The 6,760-nt window shown below is 61.0% G+C and carries 6 protein-coding genes and 1 pseudogene; 6 read left to right on the forward strand and 1 reads right to left on the reverse strand.

Translation table 11 applies throughout. The features are described from left to right. Window positions 1-81: 81 nt before the first annotated feature. A pseudogene (locus tag ACFTOW_RS14140) lies at window positions 82-204 on the reverse strand (BrxR family helix-turn-helix transcriptional regulator); the annotation flags it as partial. 829 nt (window positions 205-1,033) lie between these two features. Here ACFTOW_RS14140 and ACFTOW_RS14145 point away from each other — a divergent pair. From ACFTOW_RS14145 to phnE (ACFTOW_RS14170), 6 genes are all read left to right on the forward strand, one after another. Further along, window positions 1,034-2,368, forward strand: coding sequence for a DUF7986 domain-containing protein (locus tag ACFTOW_RS14145; protein ID WP_379916791.1), 1,335 nt, complete (start codon window positions 1,034-1,036; stop codon window positions 2,366-2,368). Beyond that, entirely contained in the window at window positions 2,343-2,723 is a 381-nt protein-coding gene (locus ACFTOW_RS14150) for a hypothetical protein (RefSeq protein WP_379916793.1), read from the forward strand. The genes ACFTOW_RS14145 and ACFTOW_RS14150 overlap by 26 nt, the downstream gene beginning before the upstream one ends. 179 nt (window positions 2,724-2,902) lie before the next feature. Continuing rightward, window positions 2,903-3,826, forward strand: a complete 924-nt coding sequence (phnD, locus tag ACFTOW_RS14155) for a phosphate/phosphite/phosphonate ABC transporter substrate-binding protein (protein ID WP_379916795.1) — start codon at window positions 2,903-2,905, stop codon at window positions 3,824-3,826. 74 nt (window positions 3,827-3,900) lie between these two features. Next, window positions 3,901-4,716, forward strand: coding sequence for a phosphonate ABC transporter ATP-binding protein (gene phnC / locus ACFTOW_RS14160; protein WP_379916797.1), 816 nt, complete (start codon window positions 3,901-3,903; stop codon window positions 4,714-4,716). Between the two features lie 6 nt (window positions 4,717-4,722). Then, window positions 4,723-5,661, forward strand: a complete 939-nt coding sequence (phnE, locus tag ACFTOW_RS14165) for a phosphonate ABC transporter, permease protein PhnE (RefSeq protein WP_379916799.1) — start codon at window positions 4,723-4,725, stop codon at window positions 5,659-5,661. Further along, window positions 5,658-6,530 carry a phosphonate ABC transporter, permease protein PhnE gene (phnE, locus tag ACFTOW_RS14170; RefSeq protein WP_379916801.1) on the forward strand — a complete coding sequence of 291 codons (873 nt, stop codon included), beginning with the start codon at window positions 5,658-5,660 and terminating at the stop codon, window positions 6,528-6,530. Before phnE (ACFTOW_RS14165) ends, phnE (ACFTOW_RS14170) begins: the two co-directional genes overlap by 4 nt. Window positions 6,531-6,760 lie beyond the last annotated feature (230 nt).

Raw genomic sequence — 6,760 nt, forward strand, 5'->3', positions numbered from 1 at the left:
CGTAATGATCGAGGACGCGCCATATCCGGTCGTCTCCGACCTCAAGCAGGTCAGCAATGGTCTTTATCGGCATCTCGCGGGCACCCCGAACGCGCTCATCAGATCGCCTCGATTCACATGCCCCTCCCAAAACAGGCGGAACTCGATGAATTCGAGCCGCTGCTCGACTCCCCACCGAAGATCTGCCTTCTCTGTTTCCACCATGCACTCCCAGCGACATGATCCGTCTCGTAACTAGGCGAGCCCAGTTACTTGACCTTCGATCAAGCTATCTGAGAAGTGGCGTGGGTTCAATCGAAATTGGGAGAGCCAGTGCGCAGGCAGGCACGGAGGGAAGTATGACGTCCGTAACGCAGCCGGCTTTCATCCAGGAGCGGTGTCAGGCACCGGCCTGCTGCGCGTGGCCGGGGTCCAAGGTGCTGGAGCGCATCACCGTCCGGCGCGTTTTCCGAAGCTGCGCATGGTCATGAAGAGCGAAGTTCTGCGAAAGCGAAGATTCACCCGCAAATTCGAAGGCGTACTGGCGCAATGTGGGGCATACTTCGAGCGAGTTTGTCGAAGAGTCCTCTCCCTCCGCCACTTGCACATCGCAAACCCGAGATGAGCCCGTAACGGGGCCTTTTTTCTTTCTGTTTCAAAGGGGTTTAGCGAAGCCATCCGACTTTCGGAGACTGGCGTTTCGGCCGAAATCGGTCTCTGAACGCCCGGCGTCTCTTTCCATCCGCCCTTCACCCAAATCGAGACGGATTCAAAAGATCACGCGATTTCAGCATGTTGGGGAAATGGACCTACGCCGCAGTTGAAGCGGGTTCATCTGCTCTCGGTGCGAACAGAGACACCCGAAGGCGGCGTTCCACAGCGCAATCGCGCGCAAGACCGCGTGAAGCCATTGGCGTCAAACAGCCTTTCGCCTAATGGGTAGGGTGATGGCTCATGATCGGCAGCCGCAGCATTTGGAGGTACAGTGATGGCGCCCCGAGGAAACGCCCGTGGTCTTGATGACTGGTCTCGTCGGGATCCATGGCGCGAGCGCATGGGGGAATTGGTCGAACGGCACATCCGACGTGCCTGCGACCTGAACGACATCGACATCTACGATCTGCAGGACGTGATCGGCGAACATGCCATGGCGGCAGTTGACTGCGCCTTTTCGGATTTGTGCACGGTGATCTGGGAGGATGGCAGCAACCTCGCCAACGATTACCTCAAGCGGCGGGGCTGGAAGGAAACAGCGATTAACCGCGCCTACATCGAGGCGCTCCGGGATTCGATGATGAGCCTCTATGAGGTCAGCGATGTTCGCCGCGGAGAGAGCTTTCTGGCGCGCGACCTTGTGCGGGGCGGTGACCCGATACGAGTGACCGAACGGACAGCCACGAAGACGCTGGTTCAATGGGACGTCATCGCTACCCGCATCGTCACCGTTCGGGGCGTTGTAAAGATGGCTGGTGCGGTGTTGGCTGTGGACCGAGGGCTTGCAGACGAGATGCTGGCGCTCATCCGGCGCACGCAGAGCCGCGCTTCGGAGGCGGCAGCCAATACTCCCGCCGCGTTAGACCCAATACTACGAGCGAGGCTCGAGGCCGAACTGGCCAAAGAAGACACGCTGATGTCGGTGGCGGCTCCCATGATCACGACACTCTGGCTGAACGACACGATCCAACGCTGCCTCGCACCAATGCCTGAACTGGCCAACAGCGATGGCGAGAAGCTGGAGTTCATGACATTGCACTATCGTCTGTTGCCTGGCCTCACGGCGGCCAATGTGGCGGAGGCTCTCGCCGGCACACCTGACATGCGTGATGAAGAAGATGGGCAGCATTGGATTTGGTTCGCGCCGGAGAAGTCGAACCGCAAGGGACGCAAGACCCCCCAAACTGGAGAGATCGATACGGGACGCACGATCTATGGGCATCTGACGCTTAGCCCGTCCAAGCTTGAGGTCATGGTCAATTCCGAAGCCCGCGCGACGCGCATCCGAGACATCCTGGCGCCAATCCTCGATGGTCTGGTCAGCGATCCGTTAATCGAGCGTGTCACGCCTGAACAGGCCATGGCCGCGAGAGGTGGGGCTTCAGCACCCAAAGTCCAAAGCCTTCCTGAAGGCATGAGCCCGAAGGATATGCGCGAGGCCGTGCATCAGGTGCTCGATCGCCAGTATCGAAATGTCCTCAGCCAAAAGGTACCCATGTTGGGCGACAAGACGCCGAGACAGGCTGTGCGGAGCGCGAAGGGGCGACTGGCCGTCGCCAACTGGCTGAAGGGCTTCGAGCAAAACAATGCCCGGTTGCCTGCGGACGACCCGATGCATGATTACGACTTCAGCTGGATGTGGGAGGAACTTGGCATTACCGACCTGCGGTCGTGACTGTTTTTTCGCCGACGGCCTGCCTGACCTGCTGCCCCCAAACCTCCCCCGCCAGAAAACACAAATCATAGAGGCCGACTGCCGACGCCTCCCGCCCGCAGGTCAGTCGCCTCAGCACCTCCGGCGCGAGATAGGCCAGCCGCAGCTGGCGGCTGACGTGCCGTTCCGCCAGCCCGACCGCCTCGGCCAGTTCCTGGATGGTGGCGAACTCACCGGCATCAATGCGTCGTCGCCACCCCCATGCGCGGCCGATGGCACGCAGGATGTGCGGGTCCTGCGCTTGATCCTCGCTGGGCCGGTAGTCGGCGGGCGGCAGAATCTTCGGCCGCCCGTTTTTTTGCGTAGCTTGAATTGAAACAAAACGTGGATAGTGTCTGGCGCCGATTTGTTAATTCAGACACGCTGAGATTACAAATTCATCATCTCAACGACATCCCGATGTCATCGAAGCCCAGCACCACATGGCCCTGCAACGATCTAGCGCGCATGTGCACCCCACATCGCGCTGGCCATTTCAATTTGCTGGAGCACGACATGATCCGCACTCTCCTGACGACCGTTTCGGTTGCAACTTTGACACTTTCCGCGACCCTGCCCGCTTTCGCCGATTGGACAAAAGAAGTGTCCGTCGTGCGCGTCGGCATCATCGGCGGTGAAAACGAGGCGGACCGCCTCAAGCGCCTATCCTGTCTCGAGACCAAGATGAACGATCAGTTCGGCGTCGACGTCGAATTCTTCCCCGCCACCGATTACGCCGGCGTGATGCAGGGCCTTCTGGCGGGCCAGTTGGAAATGGCGGGCCTCGGGCCGGTCGGTTATGCAGGCATCTATCTGCAAGACCCCGAAGCGGTCGAGCCTTTCGTCGTTTCGTCCAATGTCGACGGGTCGCTGGGGTATCACGCGGTTATCGTGACGCGCGCCGACAGCGGCATCACCGATGTCGCGGGCCTGCAAGGCAAGTCTCTGGCATGGGCCGATCCGAATTCCTCGTCGGGCTATCTGTATCCCAAGGCGGGTCTGGAACTGGCGGGGATCGACATCGACAGCTACTTCGGGTCGACCGGTTTCTCGGGTGGGCATGAACAGGGCGTGATCGCGGTGCTGGACAAGCAGTATGACGCCGCCGCGACCTGGTCATCGCTGATAGGCGAGCGTGCCGAGGGCTATACCCGCGGCAACCTGCGCCGCATGGTCGACAAGGATATGCTCGACATGAACGAGATCAACATCGTCTGGGAATCGGGCATCATCCCCAACGGCCCGACCGTGATCCGCAAGAGCCTGCCCGCCGACATGAAGCAGGCGATGTTCGAGCTTTACAGCACGCTGCATGTCGAAGACCCCGAATGCTTCGCCGCGGTCATGGGCGGTGACGGTGCAGGTTATGTCGCCGTGCCCGAAGGCTTCTACGACGAGACCATCGAACTGCGCCGCCGCGAAGTCGCCGGTTCGCGCTGATCGATAGGATGGCATGGGCGGCGCGTAACGGCGCCGCCCGTTGCTTTTTGCCCCCTAACAACAAGGAGCGCGCGATGCTCGAAATTACGCAGCTGACAAAGGCGTTCGGCCCCAACAAGGCGGTGGACAACATCACCCTGTCCGTGCCGCAAGGCCAGATGGTCGGCGTTATCGGTCGCTCGGGCGCGGGGAAATCGACGCTTCTGCGCATGGTGAACCGCCTGGCCGAACCGACGGATGGCAAGATCCTTTTCGGGGGCCGCGAGGTGACGGCGCTGCGCGGGCGTGCGCTTCATGCCTGGCGGGCCGAATGCGCTATGGTATTCCAGCAGTTCAACCTTGTCGGGCGCATGTCGGTCATCAACAACGTGCTGATGGGCCGGATTTTCCACCATGGCTTTGCAACGGCGATGTTGCAGATCTTCGGGCCCGAGGAACGCGCGCTCGCGATCCGTGCGCTCGACCGTTTGGGCATGGCCCACACCGCATTGCAGCGCGCCGAGACCCTCTCGGGCGGGCAGATGCAGCGCGTGGCGATCGCGCGCGCGTTGGTGCAGCAGCCCAAGCTGATGCTGGCCGATGAACCCATCGCCTCGCTCGATCCGCTGAACGCGAAAGTGGTCATGGATGCGCTGCGCACCATCAACCGCGAGGATGGGATCACGGTGCTGGCCAATCTGCACACGCTGGATACCGCGCGCACCTATTGCGACCGCATCGTCGGTCTGATGGAGGGTCGGGTGGTCTTCGACGGCACACCCGACCAGCTGACCGACCGGCAGGCCCGCGAAATCTATGGCGCCGAGGCCGATGACGCCTTCAGCGAGGGGGTGACGTCCACCGCGTTGCGCCCGGCACAGCCTGTACGCGCCCTTGAAGGGGCCGAGTGACACGTCATGGCACAATCCTCCATCGCAACAACCGGCTTCGTCATCCCGCCCGGACAAGACCCGGTTTCCGTGTTCGAAAAGCACCGGGCCGAGCTTTTGCGCTCGCGGCGGGTGATGAACATCACCTTGATCGTATTGTTTCTGGCGCTGCTGATCGTGTCGGTCATCATATCGCGCTTCTACCCCGAACGGCTCTGGAACGGCCTGCCGCGCATTTTCGAATATTTCGGTACGGTGATGCCCAGCCTCGAGGCCGACAAGCTGTTCGAGGGGCGCGCCGAAAACGGCAAGGCGGTGCCGGGATCGCTGCTGTTTTGGTATAGCGATATCGGCAAATATGTCCGGCTGTTGTTCGAAACGATCCTCATGGCGATCACCGCCACCATGCTTGGGGTCGCGCTGGCCTTTGTGTTGTCCTTTCCGGCTGCCCGCAACCTTGCGCTGACACGCTGGAGCAACATCCTGGCCCGTCGCACCGCCGAGGTGTTTCGCGGCGTGCCCGAGATCGTCATCGCATTGGTGCTGGTCTTCGCGGTCGGGATCGGCCCCTTGGCGGGTGTCATCGCCATCGCGATCCACACGGCCGGGGCCTTGGGCAAGCTGTTCTCCGAGGTGAACGAGAATGCCTCGATGCGTCCGGTCGAAGGGGTCCGTTCGGTCGGCGGAAACTGGTTTGCCGAGATGCGCTTTGGTGTCGTGCCGCAGGTGCTGCCGAATTTCGTGTCTTATGCGTTGCTGCGCTTCGAGATCAATGTGCGGGCCTCGTCGATCGTGGGCTTCGTGGGTGCGGGCGGTATCGGGCAAGAGCTGAACCATACGATCAGCTTCTACAATGACGACCGCGTGATGGCGGTGTTGATCCTGATCGTCTTGCTGGTCACGACGATCGATCTGATTTCGGAACGGGTGCGCATGCGCCTGATCGGGCGGGAGAACCTGATATGAGCGATGCAACCTTGCAGCACCCACGCCCCATGCAGGTGACAGCCAGCGACATCGCTGACTTGCGCCAGAGATTTCCCGATGCCTTCGGCAACCGCCGCAAACAGGCGACATCGGCGCTGCTCTGGACTGTGGCGATCGGCTATCTCTTGTGGTCGTTTTGGTATTTCGAATTCGGCAAGCTGTTCAATTTCAACGAACGCGCCACAAGGATGTTTTCGGAATTCTTCATCTGGGGTGATATGAGCGGCTGGGACTACGCCGGGATCTACCAAGGTTTGGCCGAAACCATCGCGATGGCCTTTCTCGGCACGCTTCTGGGGTCGATCGCGGCCTTGCTGATCGCGTTCTTCGCCGCGCGCAACACCATGCCCCAGCCCATCATCCGCCACGGCGTGCGCCGCTTTCTTGACCTTTTGCGGGGCATCGACAGCCTGATCTGGGCGCTGGTCTTCGTGCGCGCCGTGGGGTTGGGCCCGCTGGCGGGTGTTTTGTCGATCTTCGTCAGCGATGCGGGCACGCTGTCCAAGCTCTATTCCGAGGCGATCGAGAACGTGGATCGCAAGCAGATCGAGGGGGTGCGCGCCTCGGGCGCAAGCCCGGCCAAGAGCATCCGCTTCGGCTATCTGCCGCAGATCGCGCCGGTGTTCATCTCGCTCTCGCTCTATTCCTTTGAATCGAGCGTGCGCAGTGCGACCATCCTCGGGATCGTCGGTGCGGGCGGGATCGGCAAGGTCTTGGTCGACCGCTTCCGCGCGGGGTTCTTCGACCAAGTTGCTTTCGTGGTGATCAATATCTTGATCTGCGTCTTCGTGCTGGACTGGTTGTCGGGCAAGGTCCGCGCTCATTTCATCGGTGAAAAGCCGCACTAAGTCGGTCCCTCTGCCACGGGTGTGCGCGGTCCAGTTGCGTCCTTAGGTCGGTGTCCCACCACGGCTTTGTTTCGGGGAGCTGCAGGCATGTGAGACATCTATTGCGGGCATGCTCTTGATGACATCGCGTCGCTCTATTTCTTTTTCTGGTCCCTTCGCGATTTGTGTGGGTTAAGGCGCACTGGCCTGTTCAGGGTCGCACCAGATGTTGTTGTCACGACGTGAGGCGC

Origin of the sequence: Lacimonas salitolerans (assembly GCF_042677865.1) — a bacterium.
GTDB classification, from domain to species: Bacteria; Pseudomonadota; Alphaproteobacteria; order Rhodobacterales; family Rhodobacteraceae; genus Lutimaribacter; species Lutimaribacter salitolerans.